The 23,581-nt window shown below is 58.6% G+C and carries 24 protein-coding genes; 13 read left to right on the top strand and 11 right to left on the bottom strand.

All coding sequences use genetic code 11. The annotated features are described in order from the left end of the window. The first annotated feature begins 30 nt into the window (after window positions 1-30). From ispF to B3M52_RS06955, 8 genes are all read left to right on the top strand, one after another. Window positions 31-510, top strand: coding sequence for a 2-C-methyl-D-erythritol 2,4-cyclodiphosphate synthase (ispF, locus tag B3M52_RS06990; RefSeq protein WP_286749234.1), 480 nt, complete (start codon window positions 31-33; stop codon window positions 508-510). After that, the gene (gene truD / locus B3M52_RS06985) at window positions 507-1,607 is read left to right on the top strand and encodes a tRNA pseudouridine(13) synthase TruD (RefSeq protein ID WP_286749232.1); all 1,101 of its coding nucleotides are present in this window, start codon (window positions 507-509) and stop codon (window positions 1,605-1,607) included. Before ispF ends, truD begins: the two co-directional genes overlap by 4 nt. After that, the gene (gene surE / locus B3M52_RS06980; RefSeq protein ID WP_286749230.1) at window positions 1,585-2,349 is read left to right on the top strand and encodes a 5'/3'-nucleotidase SurE; all 765 of its coding nucleotides are present in this window, start codon (window positions 1,585-1,587) and stop codon (window positions 2,347-2,349) included. Before truD ends, surE begins: the two co-directional genes overlap by 23 nt. Further along, window positions 2,349-3,005, top strand: a complete 657-nt coding sequence (locus B3M52_RS06975; RefSeq protein ID WP_286749229.1) for a protein-L-isoaspartate(D-aspartate) O-methyltransferase — start codon at window positions 2,349-2,351, stop codon at window positions 3,003-3,005. The genes surE and B3M52_RS06975 overlap by 1 nt, the downstream gene beginning before the upstream one ends. A gap of 74 nt (window positions 3,006-3,079) precedes the next feature. After that, the gene (locus B3M52_RS06970) at window positions 3,080-3,982 is read left to right on the top strand and encodes a DUF368 domain-containing protein (RefSeq protein WP_317308325.1); all 903 of its coding nucleotides are present in this window, start codon (window positions 3,080-3,082) and stop codon (window positions 3,980-3,982) included. Window positions 3,983-4,333: 351 nt separating this feature from the next. Continuing rightward, the gene (locus B3M52_RS06965; protein ID WP_339665112.1) at window positions 4,334-5,089 is read left to right on the top strand and encodes a peptidoglycan DD-metalloendopeptidase family protein; all 756 of its coding nucleotides are present in this window, start codon (window positions 4,334-4,336) and stop codon (window positions 5,087-5,089) included. Between the two features lie 215 nt (window positions 5,090-5,304). Next, window positions 5,305-6,306, top strand: coding sequence for an RNA polymerase sigma factor RpoS (gene rpoS, locus B3M52_RS06960; RefSeq protein ID WP_036206655.1), 1,002 nt, complete (start codon window positions 5,305-5,307; stop codon window positions 6,304-6,306). 187 nt (window positions 6,307-6,493) lie between these two features. Then, window positions 6,494-7,069 carry a chalcone isomerase family protein gene (locus B3M52_RS06955; protein ID WP_286749224.1) on the top strand — a complete coding sequence of 192 codons (576 nt, stop codon included), beginning with the start codon at window positions 6,494-6,496 and terminating at the stop codon, window positions 7,067-7,069. Window positions 7,070-7,111: 42 nt separating this feature from the next. On the opposite strand, the gene nth is transcribed toward B3M52_RS06955, so the two are convergent. Genes nth through metG form a run of 8 tightly spaced genes read right to left on the bottom strand, consistent with a single transcriptional unit; the run spans window position 7,112 to window position 15,342 of the window. Next, on the bottom strand, window positions 7,112-7,753 hold the full coding sequence (nth, locus tag B3M52_RS06950) for an endonuclease III (RefSeq protein WP_286749223.1): 642 nt from the start codon (window positions 7,751-7,753) through the stop codon (window positions 7,112-7,114). Between the two features lie 40 nt (window positions 7,754-7,793). After that, window positions 7,794-8,504 (bottom strand): electron transport complex subunit E, encoded by a 711-nt coding sequence (locus B3M52_RS06945; protein ID WP_036206662.1) that lies wholly within the window; start codon window positions 8,502-8,504, stop codon window positions 7,794-7,796. 1 nt (window position 8,505) lies between these two features. Beyond that, complete coding sequence (gene rsxG / locus B3M52_RS06940) at window positions 8,506-9,207, bottom strand: electron transport complex subunit RsxG (protein ID WP_286749220.1); 702 nt, start codon at window positions 9,205-9,207, stop codon at window positions 8,506-8,508. 3 nt (window positions 9,208-9,210) lie between these two features. Then, the gene (rsxD, locus tag B3M52_RS06935) at window positions 9,211-10,263 is read right to left on the bottom strand and encodes an electron transport complex subunit RsxD (protein WP_286749218.1); all 1,053 of its coding nucleotides are present in this window, start codon (window positions 10,261-10,263) and stop codon (window positions 9,211-9,213) included. A gap of 19 nt (window positions 10,264-10,282) precedes the next feature. Next, window positions 10,283-12,121, bottom strand: a complete 1,839-nt coding sequence (gene rsxC / locus B3M52_RS06930; protein ID WP_286749216.1) for an electron transport complex subunit RsxC — start codon at window positions 12,119-12,121, stop codon at window positions 10,283-10,285. Continuing rightward, a complete protein-coding gene (rsxB, locus tag B3M52_RS06925; RefSeq protein WP_036206670.1) occupies window positions 12,121-12,699 on the bottom strand; it encodes an electron transport complex subunit RsxB in 579 nt (192 codons plus the stop codon). The genes rsxC and rsxB overlap by 1 nt, the downstream gene beginning before the upstream one ends. Before the next feature lie 15 nt (window positions 12,700-12,714). Beyond that, window positions 12,715-13,296 carry an electron transport complex subunit RsxA gene (rsxA, locus tag B3M52_RS06920; protein WP_007155451.1) on the bottom strand — a complete coding sequence of 194 codons (582 nt, stop codon included), beginning with the start codon at window positions 13,294-13,296 and terminating at the stop codon, window positions 12,715-12,717. Window positions 13,297-13,308: 12 nt separating this feature from the next. After that, window positions 13,309-15,342 (bottom strand): methionine--tRNA ligase, encoded by a 2,034-nt coding sequence (gene metG, locus B3M52_RS06915; RefSeq protein ID WP_286749213.1) that lies wholly within the window; start codon window positions 15,340-15,342, stop codon window positions 13,309-13,311. A gap of 180 nt (window positions 15,343-15,522) precedes the next feature. On the opposite strand from metG, the gene apbC reads away from it, so the two are divergent. From apbC to B3M52_RS06895, 4 genes are all read left to right on the top strand, one after another. Continuing rightward, window positions 15,523-16,623, top strand: a complete 1,101-nt coding sequence (gene apbC, locus B3M52_RS06910) for an iron-sulfur cluster carrier protein ApbC (protein WP_075195275.1) — start codon at window positions 15,523-15,525, stop codon at window positions 16,621-16,623. Between the two features lie 267 nt (window positions 16,624-16,890). Then, on the top strand, window positions 16,891-17,457 hold the full coding sequence (gene dcd / locus B3M52_RS06905; RefSeq protein ID WP_036206677.1) for a dCTP deaminase: 567 nt from the start codon (window positions 16,891-16,893) through the stop codon (window positions 17,455-17,457). A 55-nt stretch (window positions 17,458-17,512) separates the two neighbouring features. Further along, a complete protein-coding gene (locus B3M52_RS06900; RefSeq protein WP_036206680.1) occupies window positions 17,513-18,112 on the top strand; it encodes a YjaG family protein in 600 nt (199 codons plus the stop codon). A 69-nt stretch (window positions 18,113-18,181) separates the two neighbouring features. Continuing rightward, entirely contained in the window at window positions 18,182-19,453 is a 1,272-nt protein-coding gene (locus tag B3M52_RS06895) for a valine--pyruvate transaminase (protein ID WP_286749210.1), read from the top strand. A gap of 9 nt (window positions 19,454-19,462) precedes the next feature. Here the strand turns inward: B3M52_RS06895 and B3M52_RS06890 are convergent, their stop codons facing one another. The 3 genes from B3M52_RS06890 to purM form a co-directional block, all read right to left on the bottom strand. Next, complete coding sequence (locus tag B3M52_RS06890) at window positions 19,463-20,203, bottom strand: DUF3108 domain-containing protein (RefSeq protein WP_286749208.1); 741 nt, start codon at window positions 20,201-20,203, stop codon at window positions 19,463-19,465. Window positions 20,204-20,301: 98 nt separating this feature from the next. Beyond that, window positions 20,302-20,967 (bottom strand): phosphoribosylglycinamide formyltransferase, encoded by a 666-nt coding sequence (purN, locus tag B3M52_RS06885; protein ID WP_036206689.1) that lies wholly within the window; start codon window positions 20,965-20,967, stop codon window positions 20,302-20,304. Further along, entirely contained in the window at window positions 20,964-22,028 is a 1,065-nt protein-coding gene (gene purM, locus B3M52_RS06880) for a phosphoribosylformylglycinamidine cyclo-ligase (RefSeq protein ID WP_286749206.1), read from the bottom strand. The genes purN and purM overlap by 4 nt, the downstream gene beginning before the upstream one ends. Window positions 22,029-22,250: 222 nt before the next feature. Between purM and B3M52_RS06875 the strand changes: the two genes are divergently transcribed. Next, window positions 22,251-23,549, top strand: a complete 1,299-nt coding sequence (locus tag B3M52_RS06875; protein WP_286749204.1) for a DUF2066 domain-containing protein — start codon at window positions 22,251-22,253, stop codon at window positions 23,547-23,549. Window positions 23,550-23,581: the final 32 nt, after the last annotated feature.

Genomic DNA, 23,581 nt, shown 5'->3' with positions numbered 1-23,581 from the left:
ATCATCACTGATTGAGAAGGAAATGGCACTATGCGAATTGGGCAAGGCTTTGATGTCCATGCTTTCTGCGAGGGCGATCAGGTCACTATTGGCGGTGTGACGATTCCGCACACCCATGCCCTCAAGGCCCATTCCGATGGGGACGTGCTTTTGCACGCCCTTGCAGATGCCCTGTTGGGTGCGGTGGCCCTCGGTGACATCGGCCATCTGTTTCCCGACACCAGTGAGGAGTGGGCGGGCGCGGACAGCCGGGACCTGCTGCGCCGCGTGATGGAACGTGTTGCCGGTGAAGGGTTTGGTGTCGGTAACGTGGATGCCACCATTATTGCCCAGGCCCCGAAAATGGCGCCCCACATTGAGGCCATGCGGTTGACCATTGCCGAGGATCTTGCGATCCCGGCGAGCCGGGTCAGCGTCAAGGCGACCACCACCGAAAAGCTGGGTTTTACCGGTCGCGGTGAGGGCATTGCATGCCAGGCGGTTTGCCTGCTGGAGCAGGTTTCATCATGACGGATGCTCAGTACGCTTCCAAAGGCTGGCGACTCGACTGGCCAACCTCCTCAGGCTCTCGGGTGGCTTCGGCGCGTATCAAATCCTTACCTGCCGACTTTTTCGTGGATGAAGATCTGTCTATGCCCGATGACAGTGGCGGTGGAGGAGAGCACCTTTGCCTGCGTCTGGAAAAAGTCGGGGACAACACCGACTACGTGGCTCGGCAGCTTGCTAATATTTGCGGCTGTCGGCATTTCGACGTGGGTTTTTGCGGGCTGAAGGATCGTCATGCTATTACGCGTCAATGGTTTAGCCTTTATCGGCCGGGACAGGAAGACGACGATGCAACGTTCATCCAGGCGGTGGAGGAACACTGGCAGGTATTGGCTCAGTACCGCCAGGCTCGAAAACTGAGGCGGGGCGATCATCAGGGTAACCGGTTTGAACTGGTGCTAAAGGACGTGGTCGGCAACGCATCTGCTATCGATGCGGCTCTGGCCCGGTTGCGGGACCTCGGATGCCCGAATTATTTCGGTTCGCAACGGTTTGGCCATGGCGGTGCCAACCTGGACAGGGCGCTGATCATGGACCCGACAACACTGAACCGTCGGAGTGGTCGCAATGTCAAAAAACGTGGGCGAGGGCGGTCAACCTCTGGCAGTCGTGACAGTAAGAACGTATTGTACTTTTCGGCGGCACGTTCGTGGTTATTCAACGAGGTGCTCGCCCATCGTGTTGAGACAGGCACCTGGCTGGAACCTCTGGAGGGAGAGCCAGGCGCCTGTGAGAATCAGAACCTGATGGTGACAGGTCCTCTCTGGGGCGACGGTGGCACCGAGGCAGTGTCAGTCCAGGGCGAAATCGAGCGTTCCGTGGTTGCGGGACACCCGCAGCTGGCAGCGGTGTTTTCAACCACCCGCATGAAGCCTGAACGTCGGCCACTGAACCTGAAACCGGAAGCTCTGGAATGGCATTGGGATGGCGATGATCAGTTGCGGCTGTCATTCCGGCTTGCGCCGGGGCAATACGCAACGACGTTGCTGGACGATGTGTTTGATATAACGGACGCAACCACGTTTATTGGAGAAAATTGTGCGAATTCTGTTGTCCAATGATGATGGCGTTCACTCGCCTGGTCTTCAGGCCCTACACGACGGGCTCCAGGGGCTGGGCCATCTTGAGGTCGTGGCGCCGGATCGGGACCATAGCGGTGCCAGCAATGCCTTGACGCTGAGTCGCCCGTTAACGGTGGAAGACCATGCCAATGGCTTCCGCTCTGTGGACGGGACCCCGACAGATTGCGTTCACCTCGCGGTTAACGGGCTGTTTGATGAGCCGTTTGATCGCGTGGTCTCGGGCATCAATACCCACGCTAACCTTGGCGACGATATCATCTATTCGGGTACGGTGGCGGCCGCCACTGAGGGTAGAAACCTGGGGTTGCCGGCAATCGCGGTATCGCTGGTGAACGAAGGCCGTTTCCACTACGAAACGGCGGCCAGGGTTGTGCGCGCGTTGCTGGAAAGCGATCAGCCGCTAACCCTTGGTCCTCGGTGCATTCTCAATGTGAACGTTCCCGATGTGCCATGGGAAGAGATTGCCGGCTTCCGCGTGACCCGGCTTGGCCATCGCGACCGGGCTGAAGGCGCGGTGCCGATGACCTGTCCCCGGGGCAAGGCCCGTTACTGGATCGGTGCCGCTGGCAAGGGCAGCGACGCCGGGCCGGGCACCGATTTCAACGCGGTGCGCGAGAATTACGTTTCGATCACTCCCGTCCACGTGGACATGACGCGCCATGAGGTACTGTCGCCACTGCGAGAGTGGGTTGAGTTGCTATCAGGACGGGAGGGACGTTAATGGTGGCAGCGATTGACGGTATTGGAATGACGTCCCGCCGAACCCGAATGCGACTGATACAAAGACTCAGAGAAGCTGGTATAGCCGATGAGCAGGTGCTGACGGCGATATCCGATGTGCCGCGCCACATATTTCTGGATGAAGCGCTGTCCCACAGGGCTTACGAAGACACGGCACTGCCCATTGGCTACAGTCAGACCCTGTCCCAGCCCTATATTGTCGCGCGAATGACCGAATCCCTGATGCGCCACAAACCCAGGAAGGTGCTGGAGCTGGGAACGGGGTCAGGCTACCAGACCGCGATCCTTGCCAGGCTGGTGGATCAGGTTTTCAGCGTTGAGCGCATCAAACCGCTCCAGGACCGGGCCCGCGACCGGCTTCGCCAGCTTGGCTACCGCAACACCATGCTCAAGCACGCAGACGGGGGGATGGGGTGGCCAGAACAGGGGCCGTTTGATGGCATCATCGTCACCGCAGCACCCCGTGAGATCCCGCCGGAACTGAAAGACCAACTGGCGGATGGAGGCGTTATTGTGGCCCCGATCGGTGAGGGCACACAGATGTTGGTGGAAATGGTACGCCAGGGCGACCGTTTCGAGACCAGGGATATTGAACCGGTGCGTTTTGTGCCCCTGTTGGGCGGGGTTGTACGGTGACGGCAGAACGCCCCTCTGAGTCTTCTGCCGACGTACCTCACTCCCATCATCCCTTTGCGGTATTCCTGAGGGGTATGGCCATGGGGGCGGCTGATATCGTACCCGGTGTGTCGGGTGGCACCATTGCATTCATTACCGGCATCTACTTCCGGTTGCTGGAAGCCATCAATGCCGTTCCACAAGCCTTCTTCCAGCACCTGATCCGTGGGCAGGTGAGGCAGTTCTGGGCGGCGTGTGACGGCACCTTCCTACTGTGCCTGCTGGCGGGGATCCTGGGCAGTATTGCCACCCTTGCGTCCGTGATCAGTCATGCCCTTGCCACCTATCCGATCCTGATCTGGAGTTTTTTCTTCGGCCTGATCGTCGCCTCGGTGTGGCACGTCGGCCGTCAGATTCGTCGCTATGAGCTATTGTTGCTGTTGCCATTTTCGGTGGGAACCGTTTTTGCCTGGTGGGTAACGACCTTGTCCGGCAGCCCGTTGTCGCCCTCAATGCCGGTGTTCTTCGGTGCCGGGGCCCTGGCCATCTGCGCCATGATCCTGCCAGGAATCTCCGGCAGTTTTATCCTGGTGATTCTGGGTATGTACGTCCCGGTGCTGGACGCCATACGTTCCCTGGATCTGGGCATCCTCGTGATTTTCGCTGTTGGCTGCCTGGTCGGTTTACTGTCGGTTGCCCGGCTCATTACCTGGGCGTTCCATCGCTACCATGACCTTGTGCTGGCGTTGTTGACTGGTTTTATGGTGGGGGCGCTGAACAAGGTCTGGCCCTGGAAAGAGACACTAAGCTGGCGTACCAACAGTGCCGGCCAGCAGGTGCCCCTGAACGAAGCAAGCGTCAGTCCGATGGGCTATGCTGAGTTGACCGGTGACGAGTCACAATTACTGCTGGCGATGACCTGTGCGTTAGCCGGTCTGTCGCTGGTTTTGCTGGTGGAATGGGTGGGTAGGAAAAAACAGCCTGGCGCCGCCCGTTAGCTTGGTTTTCTGTTCGCTGTTGTGACGGCGTTCACGGGCGTATCGAGACTAAGTGTTACTTTTTGATCCGTAAGGTTGTTTCGGGCAGTAACAAATGCAACAGATGGGTAACTTGGTTTCATGCCCAAAATGTGCAATAAATTAGCAAGTTACTTAAAACACTTTATAAACCGCCGAATTTTTATACGAATTACTAATAACGGGCATATTTTTATTCTTTTGAGATTAGTGCGTGGGTTCATCATTGCTGCGACGGCAGTCTTCCCGCGGCTCCCCTTCGGTGCCCCTGCTTCTCCGTGTTCAAAAAAACGGAAGCGTCTCTACACCTTTCTGCTCGTGCTTCTTGGTTCCATGCTGCTGACTGGCTGCAACACGCAGGCAATCTACCGTGATGACCTCTACAACCCGCCGGTGTACTGGGGGCGTCATGTTGTCAAATCCGGTGAAACGCTCTACAGCATCGCCTGGCGTTATGGTCGTGACTACCGGGAACTAGGCAATGCCAATGGTATAAGCCCGCCTTACCATATCAAGGCAGGGCAGGTTCTCAGGCTGGACCTTCGCGGAAATGTAACATCTACCGCCCACAATGGTGGGAGTAGCAAGTCGTCGGCCTCTCGACCGCCAACCCGCGCCGCGTCGCGGCAGTCTGCTCCCAAACCGGAGCCAAAACCGACAGTCTCGCGACGGCCCGATACCTCGTCACCACTAACAGGTCAGAGCCAGACGGTTTCGAATGTCAACTGGCGCTGGCCCCACGTTGGCACCGTAATTGCAGGATATTCAACATCCGGGAAAGTCAATAAAGGTATTGATATTGCTGGAAAAGCAGGTGATTCTGTGAGGGCGGCGGCAAGTGGTAATGTCGTTTATGCCGGAAGTGGGTTGCTCGGTTATGGCAACCTGATCATAGTGAACCACAATGAGCACTATTTGAGTGCTTATGCTCACAACCGGAAGATTCTGGTGCAGGAAGGGGAGGACGTTAAAGCCGGACAGGTCATCGCTGAACTGGGAAACAGCGGCACGGACAGACCCAAGTTGCATTTTGAAATCCGGAAAAATGGCAACCCGGTCGACCCCGCCCACTACCTCCCGGCCCGATGAAACGGATTAACAGGAAAAAACCTGGCGTCCGGCACCGAAAATCAGAGGCAACGAAAGACAATAGTCGAGACAAACAATAAAAAAACGACGGTTCCGGCAACCGTCAATAGCTAGCAATAAATGTCCTGAACAAGAACACGAAGAAAGCAGGCGCTCGCAATAACAAAAAGACGTGAGCGAATTTCCAGGATCATTGAAAGGCGGGGCAAAGAGTTATGTCAGCAGAGCATGAAGAACTCATCATTGATCGTGTATCAGATGTTGAAGACGCAGACGATCAGCTATTAGCAGAAGACAAAGTAGAAGAAAAAGAAACGGCCGAAGTGGAAGCCGTTGAAACAGAAGAAGACATCCCGGCCCAGGGTCGATACTTCACCAGCCAGAAACAACTGGACGCCACCCAGCTTTATCTCAACGAAATCGGTTTCTCTCCTCTCTTGACACCCGAAGAAGAAGTGTACTTTGCACGGCTCGCCCGTAAGGGAGAGGAGTCTGGCCGCAAACGTATGATCGAGAGCAATCTGCGTCTGGTGGTCAAGATTGCTCGACGTTACGTGAACCGTGGTCTGACACTGTTAGACCTGATCGAAGAGGGTAATCTCGGGCTTATTCGTGCGGTAGAGAAGTTTGACCCCGAGCGGGGCTTCCGTTTCTCCACCTACGCCACCTGGTGGATCCGCCAGACCATTGAGCGGGCCATCATGAACCAGACCCGCACCATCCGCCTTCCCATCCACGTTGTTAAGGAACTCAACCTGTACCTGCGCGCGGCACGGGAGCTTACTCAGAAGCTGGACCACGAGCCGTCAGCGGAAGAAATTGCGCGGATGGTCGACAAGCCGGTAGCAGACGTTAAGCGGATGCTGGGCCTGAACGAGCGCGTTGCGTCCATGGACACGCCCATTGGTACCGGCGGCGAAAAATCCCTTCTGGATACCGTCGCAGACGAAGGCGCCTCCGACCCCGCCGACCTGCTGCAGGACAACAACATGTGCTCCTGTGTCGAAAAGTGGATCGATCAGCTCAGCGACAAGCAGCAGGAAGTTCTCTCCCGTCGCTTTGGCTTGAGGGGTTACCCCATCAGCACGCTTGAGGAAGTGGGCCAGGAGATTGGTCTGACCCGTGAGCGGGTTCGCCAGATCCAGGTGGAGGCGCTACGTCGTCTTCGCGAGATCCTGGAGAAGGAAGGCCTGTCGGGAACCATGCTGTTCAAGTAATCGCTTCTGTACCACCAAAAACCGGCCCGTTGTCTGCGGGCCGGTTTTTTTTGCGTTGCCAAATGAGAACCAGCCGGCGTAAGCGTTCGTTTGCTCCCTGTTAAACTTGGATGGCCGGAGGGGGATATGGGTGTCGAACTCCGGTGCAATCAGACATTCAATAATAACGATCAATAAGGAAAGGACGATGAAGAAGGCCCTATCAACAGGATTTGCATCACTGCTGCTGACAGCAGCCCTTACAACACCAGCCGCCGCTCTGACGGTGGAGGGCGTTGACGTGCCGGATACCTACTCGGCGATGGATACCGAGCTCAAGCTCAATGGTGCGGGTACCCGTTCCAAGTGGTTCATGGACCTTTATATCGGTGGTCTGTATGTGCCCGAGACCATCGACGATGGCCAGGCCATTATCAACGCGGACGAGCCCCAGGCCATCACCCTGCACATCATTTCCGGGATGATCACCAGCGACAAAATGAAATCCGCCACAATGGAAGGGTTTGAAAATTCCACAGGGGGAGACCTGGCCGCGATCAAGGACGATGTGGATGCGTTCCTGGATGTGTTTTCAGAAGAGATCAAGGACGGTGACGTGTTTGATCTCGTTTACCTGCCGGGTGAGGGCGTGCGCGTACTTAAGAATAGTGAGGGACGCGCCACCATTGGCGATCTGGAGTTCAAGAAGGCCCTGTTCGGCATCTGGTTGTCAGATGAGCCTGCCCAGGAAGACCTGAAAGAGAAGATGCTGGGCCAGCGGTAAGCGCCCGGTAGGGGCACCGGTTCCGGTTATCCGGGGCCGGTGTCAGTCCATGTAATCCCGTTTCTGCTTGAATTCGCACAGATCTTCGATGATGCAGGCGCCGCATCTTGGCTTCCTGGCGGTACAGGTGTAGCGCCCGTGAAGGATCAGCCAGTGATGGGCATCCAGCAGGAACTCCCTGGGCACCAGCCGCATCAGGCGCTTTTCCACTTCCAGCACGTTCTTGCCCGGCGCAATCCCCGTTCTGTTCGATACCCGGAAGATATGGGTATCCACCGCCATTGCCGGTTGCCCGAACGCGGTGTTCAGAACCACATTGGCGGTCTTGCGGCCCACACCCGGAAGGGCTTCCAGGTCTTCCCGGTTGTCCGGAACTTCCCCGCCGTGTTTTTCAATCAGCGCACGACAGGTCTTGATCACGTTCTCGGCCTTGCTGTTAAACAGCCCGATGGTCTTGATGTATTCCTTCAGGCCATCCACTCCCAGCGCGAGGATTTTTTCGGGTGTGTTGGCTACGGGGTATAGTTTTGCTGTTGCCTTGTTCACACCGACGTCCGTGGCCTGGGCCGAGAGGATCACCGCGATCAGCAGTTCGAACGGGTTGGTATAGTTCAACTCGGTTGTGGGTGTCGGATTGGCTTCCCGCAAACGGGTAAAGATTTCCGTACGTTTTGCCTTGTTCATGGGTTATCCGCTGGCTGAGAAAGTAATGGTCATTGGATGTTCAGGATACATGGCCTGTTACCCGCACTCGCTTGCTACCGGCCACGATGGGCTCTGCCGCCGTACGGCGGGCCTTGAGATGATTGTCGATGCCATTCTTCAGCGCGATAAGCAGCCCCAGCCCCACAAAGGCGCCTGGCGGCAGCACCATGAAGAGCACGTCCGGGTACTGCTCCAGCGGACGGATTCCCCAGTCTGCCGCCATGGGGCCCAGCAGGAGATCCATATCGGTAAACAGGGTGCCCTGGCCCACGAGCTCCCGCATGGCGCCGAGTGCAATCAGCACTACCAGAAAACCGATACCCATCATGACACCGTCCAGCAGGGCGGGTAGGGGCGGGTTCTTGGAAGCAAACGCGTCCGCACGGCCCAGGATGGCACAGTTGGTCACAATCAACGGAATGAAAATACCCAGGATCTGGTAGAGCTCATAGGTATAGGCCTGCATCAACAGTTCAGCGCAGGTAACGAAAGAGGCGATGATCATCACGAAGGCAGGCAGGCGCACCGACTCGCTGACAAAGTTGCGGATCAGTGACACTGCCAGGTTCGAGCCCATCAGCACCATCAGCGTTGCCAGGCCCAGGCCGATGGCATTAACGACGGTACTGGTCACCGCCAGAAGGGGGCAAAGCCCCAACACCTGAACCAGGGCAGGGTTGTTGGTCCAAAGCCCGTCACGGATGATCTCTGAGCTGGATTTGGTCGCCATGTTACGAATGCTCCCGGTCTGGTGTCTGGCCAGCGATTTCCTCGGGCGTCAGCGGCGTGCTTCGGGGTGACGCGGGTTCATTGAGGATGTCGCGAATGTCACTGCGGTGCTCACGGAAATAGATGAGTGTTTTTTGCACCGCATTAACCACGGCCTTCGGGGTGATGGTCGCACCGGTGAACTGGTCAAATGTCCCGCCGTTTTTCCTGACAGCCCAGCGTTCCGGTTCCGGATTGCCAAGGGAGCGACCGGTGAACGAGTGGATCCAGTCTGACTTCTTGGTTTCAATGCGGTCACCCAGGCCAGGGGTTTCCCGGTGGCTGGTCACCCGAACTCCCAGCACCGTGCCTTTCATATCCAGACCCACCAATAGGTGAATGTTGCCAGAATAACCGTCAGGGGCCACCACCGGCATGATCAATCCGGTAGGGCGGCCATTGCGGCGCGCCACCCAGGCCGTGACGGGGTCGTTAGCGTTCATTCCGTTATCCGCCGGAAGCTGCACCGTGTCGGTCAGCAGATGATTGTCGTGCCGGTTTTCCGGAATGATCTCAAACAGCGCCTGTGCTTCCGCCCTGGCGGCCTGTTCCTGTATGCGCTCGGCCGTCATGACCTGGGTGATGGCGATGGTGCCGCCGGTAATGATGGCGAACAGGCCCAGGCCAATGGCGTTGCGACGGATGGACTTTGCGAGTGCTGCCATGGTTTACCCCTGACCCTTGCCGGGAATGCCGCGCCGGGGCTTATGATGCCCGTAGGTACGGGGCGGCGTGTAGTGGTCGATAAACGGCACCGCGAAGTTCATCAGCAGAACACTGAAGGCCACCGCATCGGGGTAGGCGCCCCAGGTGCGGATCAGGTAGATCAGGATACCAATACCCGCTCCGTAGATAAGCTTGCCCTGATGGCTGGATGCAGCGGACACTGGGTCCGTGGCAATAAAGAACGCGCCCAACATGGTGCCCCCAGCCAGCAGGTGCATGGACAGCGGCGCATACAGGTCCGCGTTGCTGCCAAAGGCAAGGCTCATAATCGCGAGGCCCGCCAGCATGCTGACTGGAATGTGCCAGGTGATAATCTTCAGGCCGACAAGAACCAGACCACCCACGAGGAACGCGGCGTTGACCCATTCCCAGCCCCGGGCAACACCGTCACCGAAGGTGGGGTGAGCAAGCACTTCCGCTGCGGTGTGGGTGGTAATCTTGTGTTTGTACTCATCCAGCGGCGTGGCCATGGTGAAGGCGTCTACCGCTGTCTGTTGGCCGGAGGCGATCATGCTCAGGGTGTCACCAAACCCCGGAGCGGTCTCCCATAGGAGGCCGGGCTGCGCCCAATTCGTGGTCATGGCCACGGGGAATGAGATCAGCACCAGAGCGTAACCCACCATGGCAGGGTTGAACGGGTTGGAGCCCAAACCACCGTAGAGTTGCTTGGCCATGACGATGGCGGCGATGACGGCAACCGCGGACACCCACCAGGGCGCAAACTGAGGCAGGGAAAGGCCCAGCAAAAGGCCAGTGACCGCAGCGGTGTTGTCTTTCAGGAAGAAAGCCACCGGGCGCTTGCGAAGCTTGAGGATGGCAGCCTCGGCCGCGAGTGCCACCGCGATGCACCAGATCACGTTGATCAGATTGCCCCAGCCAAAGAACAGGGTCAGTGCCAGCAGGCCGGGCAGGGCCGCCAGAATCACCCACAGCATGACCTGTGACGTGGAGCGGGCGTTACGGGCGTGGGGCGAGGACTGTTGCGCAAGTGCCATTAGCGTTGGAGCCTGTTCATCATGAGTCTGTCGTTTGGGTATCGGTGGCCGCCACAGATTGCCGGGCCTCAGCCAGAGCCTCTTCCGCCCGTTTTACCCGGTCGTGGTTCTTGGTGACGGCTCGCTCGAGTTTTTCGACATTGTCCGCACTCTCGGCCCTGGCGTCCTCCAGCATGCTTTGCATGGTGTTGAGCTTGGCGGTGGCCTGGGCAAGCTGCTTCTCCCGGGCGTCAATATCGGGCGCCGGTTCGCTAGTGGCTTTGGTTTCAGCGGCCCCGGCGTTCGTTTCGGCCTGCTGTTGGCCCTTGGCCTTTTTACGGGCAAGGGCTTCCTGTACCAGGGCGGCCTTGGCGGCACGGTCGTTGGCGGGCTGGCCTTCTGCGTCCGCCTTTTCAGCCTCGGCCTGTTTCCTGGCCTGGGCTTCGGCCGCCGCCTTCGCGCGTTCTTTGCGCCGCTGCTCTTTCTCCTGCTGTTCCCGTTCGAGTCTCGCCTGACGGGCTTCAAAGCGGTCACGGGCCCGGTCCGCCTTCAGCTGTTCAGCTTGTTGTACCCGTATCTCGCCTTTGGCTGCCCGGTAATATTGCACCAGCGGGATGGAGCTGGGGCAGACGTAGGAACAGGCACCACATTCGATGCAATCGAACAGGTTCAGGTGCTCGGCTTTGTCGAACTCCCCGGCTTTGGAGTACCAGAACAGTTGCTGGGGCAGCAGCTCCATTGGGCAGGCTTCGGCGCACATGCCGCAGCGAATACAGGGCTGTTCCGGAGCCGGTTCCGGTAATTCCGTGGCAGTGGCGGCAATGACGCAGTTGGTGGTCTTGACCACCGGTACGGCTGGCGTTTCCAGGGTATAGCCCATCATTGGCCCACCCAGCACAAGGCGGTGGAGCTTGCTGTTTTCCTGCCCGGCCTGCGCGAGCAGGTGATCGATAGGCGTGCCGATCAGGACCTCGAAATTACCGGGATCGGTAACTGCATACCCAGTGATCGTTGTGACGCGGGAAATCAGCGGCTCGCCCCGATGAATGGCGGCGGATACGGCGATGGCTGTGCCCACGTTCTGGCACATCACTCCAATATCCGCTGGAATCCCGCCACTGGGCACTTCCATGCCTGTCAGGACCTGTATCAGCTGTTTTTCACCGCCAGAGGGATATTTGGTGGGGATGACCGCGATCTCTGTCTGGGTGCCGTCCGCGGCCTTCCTGAGCGCTGAGATGGCCTCTGGCTTGTTGTCCTCGATGCCGATCACAACTCGCTCCGGGCGCAGTATCCACGCCATGATGCGCAACCCGGCAATGATCTCGCCCGCGTTCTCCCGCATCGACATATCGTCGGCGGTGATGTAGGGCTCGCACTCCGCGCCGTTCAGGATCAGCGTGTTTACCTTGCGGTCCCGGGGCGGGCGTAGCTTGATGTTTGTGGGGAAGCCGGCGCCTCCCATGCCGGAAATGCCGGCGTCGCGGATGCGTTCGAGCACCGTTTCCCGGTCCAGATCCCGGTAGTTCGTTACCGGGTTGAGAGGCGCCCACTCATCTTTTCCGTCGGGCTTGAGGGTAATGCACCAGTCGCTCATTCCCGAGGGGTGGGGAACGGGCTGAAGGCTGACGGATTCAATAGTGCCGGACGTCGGAGCGTGAACCGGTACGCCCATGCCGCCGGTTACGTCGGCTATTTTCTGGCCTTTGAGAACTCGATCACCGACTGCAACACAGGCTTCAGCCGGTTCGCCTATGTGCTGCTGCAACGGCAATACCAGAACCTCTGGCAGGCCGGCGCCAGTGATAGGGCGTGATGTGGACAGGTGTTTGTTTTCGGCAGGATGGATGCCGCCGGAAAAGTCCCAGAGCTGTGTCATCAGGCGTTGGCCCCCTGACGATCGGTGGCGATCACACCGGATTTGGGCGGTGTCCAGGTCCAGGAGCGAATGTCGGGCTCTACCGTAATCATGTCGATACAGTCCACCGGGCAGGGTTCCACACACAGATCACAGCCGGTGCATTCGCTCTCGATCACCGTATGCATGTGTTTTGCAGCGCCGAGGATAGCGTCCACCGGGCAGGCCTGGATACACTTGGTGCAGCCGATGCACTCATCCTCGCGAATCACCGCAACACGCTTGGCCTGCTCCACCCCGTGTTCCGCGTCCAGCGGTTGTGGCTCCACGTCCAGCAAGTCTGCCAGCGCCTTGATGGTGGTTTCACCGCCCGGAGGGCACTTGTTGATGGCATCGCCGTTGGCAATGGATTCCGCGTAGGGACGGCAGCCGGGAAAACCACACTGGCCGCACTGGGTTTGGGGAAGCATGGAGTCGATCTGGTCCACCAGTGGGTTGCCTTCCACCCGAAAGCGCTCTGCGGCAAAGCCCAGAAGACCGCCGAACACAACCGCCAGCGCGAGCAGGACCACTACGGCAATCAGTATGCTCGTCCACATAATACAAACGCTCCGTCAGACGCTGACCAGACCAGTAAAGCCCAGGAAGGCCAGAGACATCAACCCGGCGGTGACCATGCCAATGGCGGCGCCCCGGAAGGCAACCGGAACATCGGCCACGGCGATGCGCTCACGCATGGCAGCAAACAGCACCAGCACCAGCGAAAAGCCGGCAGCGGCTCCGAATCCGTACAGGACAGATTCCACGAAGTTATTGTTCTTGTTGAGGTTAAGCAGGGCAACACCCAGAACCGCGCAGTTGGTGGTGATCAGCGGCAGGAAAATGCCTAGTACCCGATAGAGCAGGGGGCTGGTCTTGCGCACCACCATCTCCGTGAACTGCACCACAACGGCGATGACCAGGATGAACGTGATGGTTTTCAGGAACGCCAGGTCCAGCGGCTCCAGCAGGTAGGTATACGCCAGGTAGCTGCACACCGAGGCCAGGGTCAGCACGAACGTGGTGGCCAATGACATGCCCATGGCTGTTTCCAGCTTTCCGGATACGCCCATGAACGGGCACAGTCCAAGAAACTGAACCAGCACAAAATTGTTCACCAGTATGGTGCTGACCAGGATCAGCAGATACTCAGTCATCAGAGCGCGCCATTACATAATCCGCATGCCGGGCGTGGCGCCCGAATCCGGTGACAGGATGAAAATGTCTTTTCCGCCGGGGCCGGCCGCCAGCACCATGCCCTCTGACATCCCGAACTTCATCTTTCGGGGCTTGAGGTTGGCCACCATCACCGTCAGGCGTCCTTCGAGCTCCTCAGGTTTGTACGCCGACTTGATGCCGGCAAAAACGTTGCGCTCGCCCTCTCCAACGTCAAGGGTAAGGCGAAGCAGCTTGTCGGCACCGTCCACGTGTTCGGCTTTGACAATCTTGACGACCCGAAGATCCACCTTCGCGAAATCCCCGAATTCTATTTCATCGGCAATCGGCTCGAGATTGGCTTCCGGGGCCTTCTGTCCTGTCGCTGCGGGCATCTCTTCCTTGGACGCGTCCAGCATTTTCTCGATCTGGGCCATGTCCACGCGGTTCATCAGCGGTTTGAACTTGTTGATGCCGTGGCTTTCCAGCCGCTGATCACGCTTGTTCCAGTCCAGCGGCGCATTCAGGAAGGCCTCGGAAGCCTTGGCAGTTTTCGGCAGAACCGGCGCAAGGTAAGTCATCAGCAGGTGGAACATGTTGATGGCGTTGGTGCAGATGGCCTGCAGGTTGTCGTCCTGGCCGTCCTGTTTGGCGATGACCCAGGGCTGCTCGTCATTCACGTATTGATTGGCGATGTCTGCCAGTTCCATGATTCGGCGCATAGCGCGGCCGAATTCCCGGGCTTCGAAGAAGTCCGCGATCTCATCGCCAGCCTCGATAAATTCTTTCAGCTTTTCATGTTCGGTAACGGTACCGAGTTGGCCGTCAAAGCGCTTGGTGATGAATCCGGCGCTACGACTGGCAATGTTGACCACCTTGCCCACCAGGTCCGAGTTCACCCGCGCGGCGAAGTCTTCCAGGTTCAGGTCCATGTCGTCGACGCTGCCGGTGAGTTTGGCCGCGAAGTAGTAGCGCAGGTATTCCGGATTCAGGTGGTCCAGATAGGTACGGGCCATGATGAACGTGCCCCGGGACTTGGACATTTTCTTGCCATTTACCGTCACGAAACCGTGGGCCCAGACGGCACTGGGAGTGCGGAAACCGGCGCTGTGGAGCATGGACGGCCAGAACAGGGCGTGGAAATTGATAATGTCCTTGCCGATAAAGTGATACACCTCAGCGGTGGAATCTGCCTTCCAGAAATGCTCGAAATCAATGCCTTCCCGGTTGCACAGGTTCTTGAAACTGGCGAGGTAACCAATGGGCGCGTCGAGCCAGACGTAGAAGTACTTGCCCGGTGCATCGGGAATCTCGAAGCCGAAATAGGGGGCATCGCGGCTGATGTCCCATTCCTGCAGGCCCGCATCCAGCCACTCGGCCAACTTGTTGGCCACCTGGGGCTGCAGCGTACCGCTACGAGTCCAGTTCGCGAGGAAGTCCGCAAATTCCGGCAGACGGAAGAAGTAGTGCTCGGATTCCTTTTCCACCGGCGTGGCACCGGAAACCGCCGAGCGGGGATTGATCAGCTCAGCCGGGGTATAGGTGGCGCCACAGGCTTCGCAGTTGTCGCCGTACTGGTCTTCGGTCTTGCACTTGGGGCAGGTGCCCTTGATGAACCGGTCCGCCAGGAACATGTTCTTTTCAGGATCGAACGCCTGGGTAATCTTGCGGGTGGCGATGTGGCCGTTTTCCTGCAACTGGCGATAAATGTATTCCGAGAACTGGCGGTTCTCCTCGGAATGAGTGGTGTAATAGTTGTCGAAGCGGATGTGGAAGCCGCCGAAATCCTGCTGGTGCTCGTCCCGGATACGGTCGATCAGGCTCTCGGAGGAGATGCCTTCCCGCTCGGCACGGAGCATAATAGCAGTACCATGAGCATCGTCCGCACAAACGTAGTAGCAGTTCTGGCCACGCATTTTCTGATAGCGCACCCAGATATCCGTCTGAATGTATTCCAGCAGATGGCCTAGGTGGATGGGGCCATTGGCGTACGGCAGGGCGCTGGTTACCAGAATATCGCGCTGTTGCTTTGAACTCGCTTGCGTCATGTTGTGGTCCGAACCTTCATTCGTCAGGAGTTGGGCGTTCGCGTTTGCCGGCCTTGCTCCGGGTAAAGAACCCTTATGGCCAGAAACGGGCACAAATGATACCTTCCGAGCAGATAATTTTCACCCGAAACACCTGTTTCCGCGCTAATAAATGCGCGTGACGTTAGACCGGAGATTCCGATGGCACAGATTTCACAGCAGGCACTGGAAACCGCCGTACAACAGTACCGCGACCCCTACCTGGGCAAGGACCTGTATGAATTGGGTGCGGTGAAATCCCTGACCGCGGACGACAGCGGCAAGGTCACCGTGATGATCGAATTGCCATACCCGTCCAAAGGCATCGCCGGCGCCCTGAAAGAGCTGCTCACCAACGCCCTCGATAACGTCGATGGCGTTGAAGGCGTGGATGTCCACGTGGGACAGAAAATCCACTCCCACAAAGGCCAGAAAGACATCCAGTCCGTTCCCGGCGTCAAGAACATCATCGCAGTGGCCTCCGGCAAGGGCGGCGTGGGCAAATCCACCACCGCCGTCAACCTTGCCCTGGCGCTACAAGCCGAAGGCGCCCGTGTCGGCATTCTCGACGCGGACATCTACGGCCCCAGCATCGGTATGATGCTGGGCGTCCCCGAAGGCAAACGCCCCGACACCCGGGAAAACAAGTACTTCGTCCCCATGGAAGCTCACGGCCTGCAGGCCAACTCCATGGCTTTCGTCGTCACCGATAAAACCCCCATGGTCTGGCGCGGCCCCATGGTCAGTGGCGCCGTCATGCAACTGCTGCAACAGACCCTGTGGAACGAACTGGACTACCTCATCCTCGACATGCCCCCGGGCACGGGTGACATCCAGCTCACCATCGCCCAGAAAGTCCCGGTAAACGGCGCCGTCATCGTCACTACACCTCAGGACATCGCCCTGCTGGACGGCAAAAAAGGCATCGAAATGTTCCGCAAGGTGGACATATCCGTGCTGGGCGTGGTGGAAAACATGAGCGTCCACATCTGCAGCAACTGCGGCCACGAAGAGCCCCTTTTCGGCCACGGCGGCGGCGAACGCATCGCCGAAGAGTACGACACCACGCTGTTGGGCCAACTCCCGCTGCACCTGACCATCCGCGAACAGACCGACGGCGGCACCCCGTCTGTGGTGGCAGAACCCGATTCGGAAGTGGCAAGGCGCTACAAGGATATCGCCCGCCGGGTAGGTGCGGAGTTGTCCACACGAGAGCGAAATCTTACCGGTTCGATCTCCAGCGTGTCCGTCACTGAACACTAGTAAAGCCCGCAACACCAAGAGGTGGGCTGAGCTATAGACCACCACGAAAGCTGGATCGCCAGAACAGGCGGGGCCTTCCGAAACTGTGAAAAACATGGATGTTTTTCTCAAGCCTACATGGACGTATCAACGGCGTGTTTCGGAAGGTCCCGTCTGTTCTGGCAGCCCCCGAAGCCAGGAAGCAAATTCAGGGCCCAAGCCTTCGACAGTCATTAAGTGAACAGGTAAACTACCGCCTCTCTTTTTTATGGATACGAGACGTCACCCATGAGCATCAAATCCGACCACTGGATTCGCCGGATGTCCCGGGATCACGGCATGATCGAACCCTTTGAATACGATCAGGTCCGCGAAACCGAAAAAGGCCGCGTAATCTCCTACGGCACATCCAGCTACGGCTACGATGTCCGTTGCAGCAACGAATTCAAAATCTTCACCAACGTCCACTCCGCCACCGTGGACCCGAAGAACTTCGATGAAAACAGCTTCGTCAACTACACCGGCGACGTCTGCATCATCCCGCCCAACTCCTTTGCCCTGGCGCGCACCGTGGAATACTTCCGTATCCCCCGCAGTGTGCTGACCATCTGCCTGGGCAAATCCACCTACGCGCGGTGTGGCATCATCGTCAACGTCACACCACTGGAACCCGAGTGGGAAGGGCAGGTCACCCTGGAATTTTCCAACACCACCAACCTGCCGGCCAAAATCTACGCCAACGAAGGCGTCGCCCAGATGCTGTTCTTTGAGTCTGATGAAATCTGCGACACCAGCTACAAAGACCGGGGCGGAAAGTACCTGGGGCAAACAGGCGTGACCCTGCCGCGAACATGAGTGGCAGTGCCGCAAGGGCGATTCCGGAAAGTGACATCGTCAGGAGAGAGCCACAGTGAACGCCAATCAGTTTCTGAAAGCTGTCTCACAACTGCAGGGCTGGCGGGAATTTACTTTCCTGATGGCCCTCGCTGAGCGCTCCTTCCCCAATTACGCCCTGTTTGCGGACGCCGTTGGGCTGAAAACCGGTGCAAAAATGCGCCAGTTGCTCGATCTTGGCTGGGAGATGCTGCAAAAGGACAGTTCCGAAGCGGCCATTCCCCAGCTTTTGGCAAAGCTCGAATCGCTGTCGCCAGACGTGAACGCCTATGACGCTTACGGGGTCTATCCGGCATTTGATTTCTGCCAGTTGCTGGAGCAAGCGTTGCTGAACCGACTCAATCCGGGCAAGCACCGCGCAACCGACGCCTCCCAGATGGCCACCGCGACCGTCATGAACTTTGTTGAGCTTTCCGAAGGCGAAGACCTGGAAGAAGATGAGCTGGTCAGGCTATTGGACCAGCATCCGCTGATGAAAGAAGACAAGGTATTCCAGCGCGACCTGATCCTGGCCCTCAAACGCCAGCGCACGCCCACCAGCCAGTTTGTTGAACGCATCCACGGTGATGCCGCCAACGACGGTGTGAGCAACCTGGGCATCTCGCTGAGCGACTGACCGGCAACGCTGCTGGCTCTGGCCTACACTTGGGTGACAATCCGTTCTAATCCGGTACAGAAAAGCATCATGAAACTCTCTTCCTTTGGTCGGAAATTTACCGCGGATGCGGGAATCACCTCCCTGATGGATGACCTTGGCAACGCCCTGGCGTCCGGCGACGACATGATCATGATGGGTGGGGGCAATCCCGGCCATATTCCCGAGATCCAGGCTCGGGTACAGCAGATACTGGCCGACATGGCCCAAAGTGATGGTGATACGCGCAGGCTGGTCGGCATCTATGACCCGCCCCAGGGTGAGAAGCAGTTCATTGCCTCGTTGGCCGAGCTGTTGAATCGGGAATACGACTGGGGATTGAAGCCGGAAAATATTGCCCTGACCAATGGCAGTCAGGCCGCGTTTTTCATGCTGTTCAATATGTTCGGTGGTGATTATGGCGATGGGGTGCACAAGCATGTCCTGCTGCCGCTGGCGCCGGAGTATATCGGCTATGCCGATGCCGGTATTGAGCCCGGGCTTTTCCATGCCGTGCAGCCGGATATCTCATTCACCGACGCCCATGAGTTCAAATACCGGGTGGATTTCGATGCGGTCGAGGTGACGGCTGAAACCGGCGCCATCTGCGTTTCCCGCCCCACGAACCCCACCGGAAATGTCGTCACCGACGAAGAGCTGGCACGGCTGGAAGCCATGGCTCGCCAGCATGACATCCCGCTGATTGTGGATGGAGCCTACGGTACGCCATTTCCAAGCTTGCTGTTTGTGGATGCGACACCTCACTGGAACGACCAGGTGATCCTGTGCCTGAGTCTGTCAAAGTTTGGCCTGCCGGCCGTGCGTACGGGCATCGTTATTGCGGCGGAGCCGGTCATCAAGGCCTTGTCGGGCACTAATGCCATCATGAATCTGGCCACCGGTAGCTTTGGCGCCATGCTGGCGGAGCCTCTGGTGCGCTCAGGAGAGATCCTGTCGCTCAGCCGGGACGTGGTCTGCCCGTTCTACAAGGCGAAAATGGAGCGGGCGGTGGCGGTGTTCCGGGATGCCATGGGTGAGGACAGCTGTCGCTGGTATGTCCATAAACCCGAAGGCGCCATGTTTCTCTGGCTCTGGTTCCCGGGGCTGCCGATCAGCAGTCTGGAGCTGTATCAGCGGCTGAAAGCGCGGGGCGTACTGGTGGTGTCGGGGCACTACTTCTTCCCTGGTTTGCCGGAAGACGGCTGGAAGCACCGCCACGAATGCCTGCGGGTGACCTACTCACAGGACGATGAGCGCGTGGCGGAGGGGCTGCGAATCATCGCGGATGAAGTAAAGGCTATCTGGGCGACGGCCAGCCCGTAACTCAACGCTCTAGCGGCCCACCTTGGCGTCGCTGATTGTCAGTTCGTACTCGCTGCCGTCAGGTTCCACCTGGAGGAAGCGAATCAGCAGATAGTCACGCTCTGGTGCGAACCACATCAGCGACTCGCGTTTGCTGTCGCTGTCGCGGACTTTCTCGGCCTTGAGTGTGCGGATGTCGTCGCCGTTGATGCGCACGGTCTCCTCGTCAACCACGGCGAACCTGTCGGTGTCGTAATCGCCCTTGTCGATGACACGGTATTCCATCTCGCGCTTGCCGGCCCTGATGTCCTGGCTCAGTTGCAGTTGGTAGCCCATGGGGTCCATGGCGCCTTTCTCCAGCTTCATCGAAAACTTATCACCCTCGTGATGCCCACTGACCACGTTTTTTTCCCAGTCAAAATCGATCGCTTCCTCACGGTCTCTGATGAAGAGGCCGGACAGCTTATAGCGGTAGCGTAGTGGAACCACCTGATTATCTTCCCAACGAAAGATCAGTGATTCGTCGATATCGGCGACAAAGGAATCCACGTCCGTTCGGAAACGCCAGGTGCCATCGTCCCGTTGCTCCAGACTGCGGCGGGCATCACCATTGAGAGAGATGCCCTTGTCCAGGGACGCGTTGTAGCTGAGCTTCATGGGTTGGAGGGTGACGTCCTCCGGCTCGTCTGAGGCGTGTGCGAGCGTGGCTCCGAGAAGCAGCGCCCCGGTTAACAGGGCGGGCAACGCTGTGAGGCTGAATTTCAGGGGCATGCGACTCCTCCGGTTGCAATGGCAGATCTGTCACTGAACAGTCTAGCGTGACTGGTTGCTTCCGGAGATGACGATAAGTTTACTCAGGCCGAGGCCGCTTAGTTCTCGTCCGGAAGTACCACCGGTCGATTCAGTGGCTGACCGTCGAACACGACGTAGTCGGTGCCCAGTTGAATCCGTCCCTCACAGAACCAGCGCACGACGATTGGGTAAAGCACGTGTTCTTTCTCCTGGACTTTCTCGGCCAGGGATTCCGGGGTGTCGTCCGGGGAGATGCTCACTTCTGCCTGGGCAATCACCGGCCCGCCATCCAGTTCTTCGGTGACAAAATGAATGGACACGCCGTGGGTTGTTTCGCCAGCGTCCAGTGCACGCTGATGGGTCTTCAGCCCGGTGTACTTGGGCAGCAGGGAAGGGTGCACGTTGAGCATGGTGCCACGCAGTGCCCGCACGAAATCCGTGGTCAGGATGCGCATGAAGCCCGCCAGGACGATCAGGTCCGGGTTGTGGCGGCGAATCTCCGCCATCAGTGCGCCGTCGAACTCCTCGCGGGAACCGTAATGGGTATGATCCACGGTGAAGGTGTCGATGTTGGCCTGGGCTGCCCTCTCCAGAGCGAAGGCGCCAGGGCGGTTGCACCCTACCGCAACGATCTGGCCGGGAAAGTCCCGCTCCCGGCTGGCATTGATGAGGGCCTGGAGGTTGGTGCCGCTGCCGGAAGCCAGGACCAGGATGCGTGGGGCGGTTACGGAATCTGCCTTCATGCCGACAACAGCCCTGGTGCATAACGTACTGATGCAGAGGCCGTGGCGTCGTCAGAGGCTTCAATGATGCCGACCTGCCAGACTTTTTCGCCCAGAGCGTTCAGCGTATCGAGGGCCAGTTCGCGCTGGTTGGCAGGGATACATACAACCATACCGACGCCACAGTTGAAGGTGCGGTACATTTCTTCGCTGGCAACGCCGCCGGCATCTTTCAACCATTGGAAAACCGGGGGCAGCTGCCAGCTGTCCGTATCGATGGCCGCAACTATGCCGTCAGGCAGAACCCGGGGAATGTTCTCCGGAAGGCCGCCGCCGGTAATGTGGGAGAGCGCACGAACGTCCACTTCGCGGACGAGCTGGAGCAGGTTTTTCACGTAAATGCGGGTGGGCGCCATCAGGGCATCCGCGAGGGTAACGTCGGCAACCGTCTGGTTCAGGTCAGCGTTACTGACTTCCAGAATCTTGCGGATCAGGGAGTAACCATTGGAATGCGGGCCGGAAGAACCCAGGGCGAGCAGAACGTCGCCAGCCTGCACGTGGCTGCCATCAATGATCTCGCTGCGCTCCGCCACACCGACACAGAAACCGGCCAGATCGTAGTCGTCCCCTTCGTACATGCCTGGCATTTCCGCGGTCTCGCCGCCCACCAGGGAGCAGCCGGCCTGTTCACAGCCAGCGCCAATGCCGTCGACAACCTGGGCGGCCACGTCCACATTCAGCTTGCCGGTAGCGTAATAGTCCAGGAAGAACAGGGGTTCGGCCCCGCCTACCACCAGGTCGTTGACGCACATGGCCACAAGGTCAATGCCAATGGTGTCGTGCTTCTGAAGTTGCATGGCAAGTCGGAGTTTGGTGCCGACACCGTCAGTACCCGACACCAGCACGGGCTCATTATAGCCGGGAGGAATAGCCACCATGGCGCCAAAGCCACCGAGGCCGCCAAGGACTTCCGGGCGACGTGTGCGCGCCGCGGTATTCTTGATGCGGTCGACGAGTTCGTTACCGGCATCGATATCAACGCCGGCATCACGATAGGTGAGGGAGGGCTTCTGTTCGCTCATGGTGTGCTTAACCGTTTGGACAGTGGGACAGGCGGCGGATTTTAACAGGTGCGGAACGGCGCTCCAAATGCAATTGCCCCGTTTGTCACCCTTAAGGCAGTGTGACACCGGATTGACTTTCTGCAATCCCGGTTAGCTACTCACACCAGGGGGCTTGGTGTATCCTATGCGCCATTAAGACGAATCGCAGGGTGTTTCATGCCAGACTCAGGAAAAATCTCGATGCAGGCAGCGCGGATAGTCCGTCAGTCACTCCGGTTGTTTGGCGTACTGGCGCTGATGGCCGCGCCAGCGGCAGCTGTTACCGTCACCGGCCTTTACTCGGTGGAAGTGCCCGTCGCTGGCTCCCAGCCGCAGGAACTTGAACAGGGCTATGCGGACGGCCTGAGCCGGGTGTTTGTGCGCGTTTCCGGTACCCGCGACGTGCTGCGCAACGAAGGCGTTGAAGAGCTTCTGGCGAACGCCGAGTCGCTGCTTCAGTCCTACCAGTTTTTACGCTCCGACACGGGAAATCATAGGCTACGGATGAGCTTCGGCGCGGTCGGCGTCAATCGTGCGCTGGCGTCCGCGGATGCACCGGTGTGGGGCGCGAATAGGCCGCTGACGCTGGCCTGGATCGCGGTCGAAGAAGGCGGGCGCCGTACCCTGGTCCATCAGGGAAACGACAGTACCGGGACGGGCGCCGATGAACAGTGGCGTCGCGTTTTTCAAGACGCGGCGGTTGACCGGGGTTTGCCGGTGGGTCTTCCCCCAGCAGGGTACCGGGACGACCGTGAACTGTTGTCGGACATATGGGGCCAGTTTACGTCCAGTGTCCGCAGATCGTCTGAAGATATGGAGCATGACCTGATGTCATTGGTACGGGTCAGCCGTTCAGGATCACAGTGGCGCGCCGGATGGGTGTTCGACGGTATGGGGCTGGATAGTACAGAGCAGTCGGTGACCGCTGACACTCCTCAAGCTCTGGCCGCTGCCGTTGTCGGGCGCTGGGCGGAAATGTTTGCCGATCGTTATGCGGTTGCGGGCAGTGATGTCGGCGAGTCTCCACAGGTGGACATCGTTGTGCATGGAGTCAGTAATCTGAAGGATTACGCCCGTGTGAACGGGGTTCTCAAGAACCTGTCGCCCGTGGTCGATGCGGGTGCCACCAGAGCGAGGAAGGACCAACTGACGCTCAGGGTTGCGTTTTCAGGGGAGATGGAGCAGTTGAAGCAGTACATTGCCCTGGACCCGCGGTTGGTTCCGCTTTCAGAGGCCGAGATCTCCCGCATGCCCTCCGGTGATGAGAGTCAACCCGGTGGGCAGGAGCAGGTACAACCGGTGCAGCAGGCTCCGCAAGGCGGCATTGCGCTCGCAGAACAGAGTACAGAAAGCGCTGCGGCCTCCGCGAACCCGTTGTTCGTCTACCAACCGCTGTTGGCAAATGAGGAAGAATCAGAACAGGCATTCGAGTCACTCTACCAGGTGCTTCATTACCGCTGGCAGCCTGCTTCCATCGTCGAGTCGGAAGACGGGGAATAATATAGCGGTGTTCGGTATTTGGGGAGTCATGA

Source organism: Marinobacter sp. UBA2688, from assembly GCF_002352785.1.
Classification (GTDB): domain Bacteria; phylum Pseudomonadota; class Gammaproteobacteria; order Pseudomonadales; family Oleiphilaceae; genus Marinobacter; species Marinobacter salarius.
The sequence above is the reverse complement of the archived record's forward strand: the minus strand, read 5'-3'. Positions and strand labels throughout refer to the sequence as shown.